At 27.7% G+C, this 1,434-nt stretch carries 3 protein-coding genes; 1 reads left to right on the forward strand and 2 read right to left on the reverse strand.

Annotation, left to right across the window (positions count from 1 at the left end; translation table 11 throughout):
* Nucleotides 1-270, forward strand: a 270-nt coding sequence (locus E6248_RS15990; RefSeq protein WP_316341758.1) for a hypothetical protein, incomplete at its 5' end; no start/stop codon positions are given.
* A 44-nt stretch (nucleotides 271-314) separates the two neighbouring features.
* On the opposite strand, the gene E6248_RS15995 is transcribed toward E6248_RS15990, so the two are convergent.
* Nucleotides 315-1,289 carry an anti sigma factor C-terminal domain-containing protein gene (locus tag E6248_RS15995; protein WP_316341759.1) on the reverse strand — a complete coding sequence of 325 codons (975 nt, stop codon included), beginning with the start codon at nucleotides 1,287-1,289 and terminating at the stop codon, nucleotides 315-317.
* Nucleotides 1,273-1,434: sigma-70 region 4 domain-containing protein (locus tag E6248_RS16000; RefSeq protein WP_316341760.1), on the reverse strand; the 162-nt coding region annotated here is incomplete at its 5' end. The genes E6248_RS16000 and E6248_RS15995, both read right to left, overlap by 17 nt.

A 1,434-nucleotide genomic window follows, 5' to 3' on the forward strand; every position in this document is an offset into this window, starting at 1 on the left:
TCATGTGGCTGTGAAGGTCATGATCACGATCATGAGCATCATCACCATCATCGTGATGATTATGATATAGTTGCAACTATAAAATCTTTTGGTGCTTGGGCTAACTTTATGCCTGATAGCTACCTAGTTAAATCTACTTCTAATGCAAATGAAATATCTGAAAAGATAAAACCATTTTTAGAATCAGGTGATTTACTTTTCGTAACAAAAGTAGCTAAAGATGATGTTGCATCTTTAACTCCAGGAGTTGTTGATTGGATTAATTCTTAAGATGAAAAATATCAAAGGAGCTGTTTCAAAAAACAGCTCCTTTTTTAATATACTGGTTCTGTAATTATTCCAAAAGAACTAGCTTTTATTATTGGTAATCCTACTATTTCTTTTAACTCTTCCTTAGTTCCATGAACTACTACTCCTAAAATTTCTGCATCATCAGCCGAAGTCATCCCTCTTTCCATTATTTCATCATATAATTCTTTATGAGTCATATAAGGACTTTTATCAAGAAATTCTATTAACTCATCATATTTTTCATTATAATCATTTCTATTAAAAGTTTTAGAATCATAGCATTCTATTCCAATAGTCTCTATTTCTTCTATGCCAGCGGATTTAGAATCATAATTTTCGATTGCATATTTAAACTCATCTATTTTTATCTTTGTAAATTCATCTAACCATAACCACGTTATATCATTATTGCTTAATTTATTTTGAATCATATATAAATCTGATATTTTATAAGGTCTATCGAAAGAAATTGCTACCTCAAGAATCTTTCCATCTGGTATTTTATCAATATAATCTAAATCATTTTGGTAATCTTTATATTGTAACTCAGGATGAAAAAACCTTAATTTCTTATATCCATATCCATTAGTATTCACTGGCCAATCGCTATTGTAATTACCTGTTCCAGACCCAACTACTCTATCGAATCTACTAAATCTCTCATTTCCATTGATACCAAACTTAACTATTGAATCATCAATAATAATTTTTCTACCTGCAATGCTTTTTGAAATCTTTTGAAAACTAGTTCCACCTAGTAAACCTAACAAATCATTCGATTCACTTATATATCCATTAGGTATAGTTAATTTAACTATTGCTTCTCGCTTTTCATATGATAATTCACTATATTTTAATGATAATTTATTATTAAGTAAACTTCCCATAATAAAAACTATTACTGAAATTACTATTATTTTTATAGTTAACTTAATCTTAGCCCTTCTAATAGACTTTTTTAACTTTTTCTCATCTAAAAAATTATCTATATCCTTCATTTATCTTATTCCACTCCTTCTTAAAATTATTTCTTGCTCTGTATAAATACACTTTAACTGTATTCTCATCTAGCCCTAATAAAACTGAAATCTCCTTATAACTTAAATCCATTTCATATTTTAATATAATTAAACTTCTATATTC

The organism is Clostridium sp. (assembly GCF_032552055.1).
Classification (GTDB): Bacteria; Bacillota; Clostridia; order Clostridiales; family Clostridiaceae; genus Clostridium.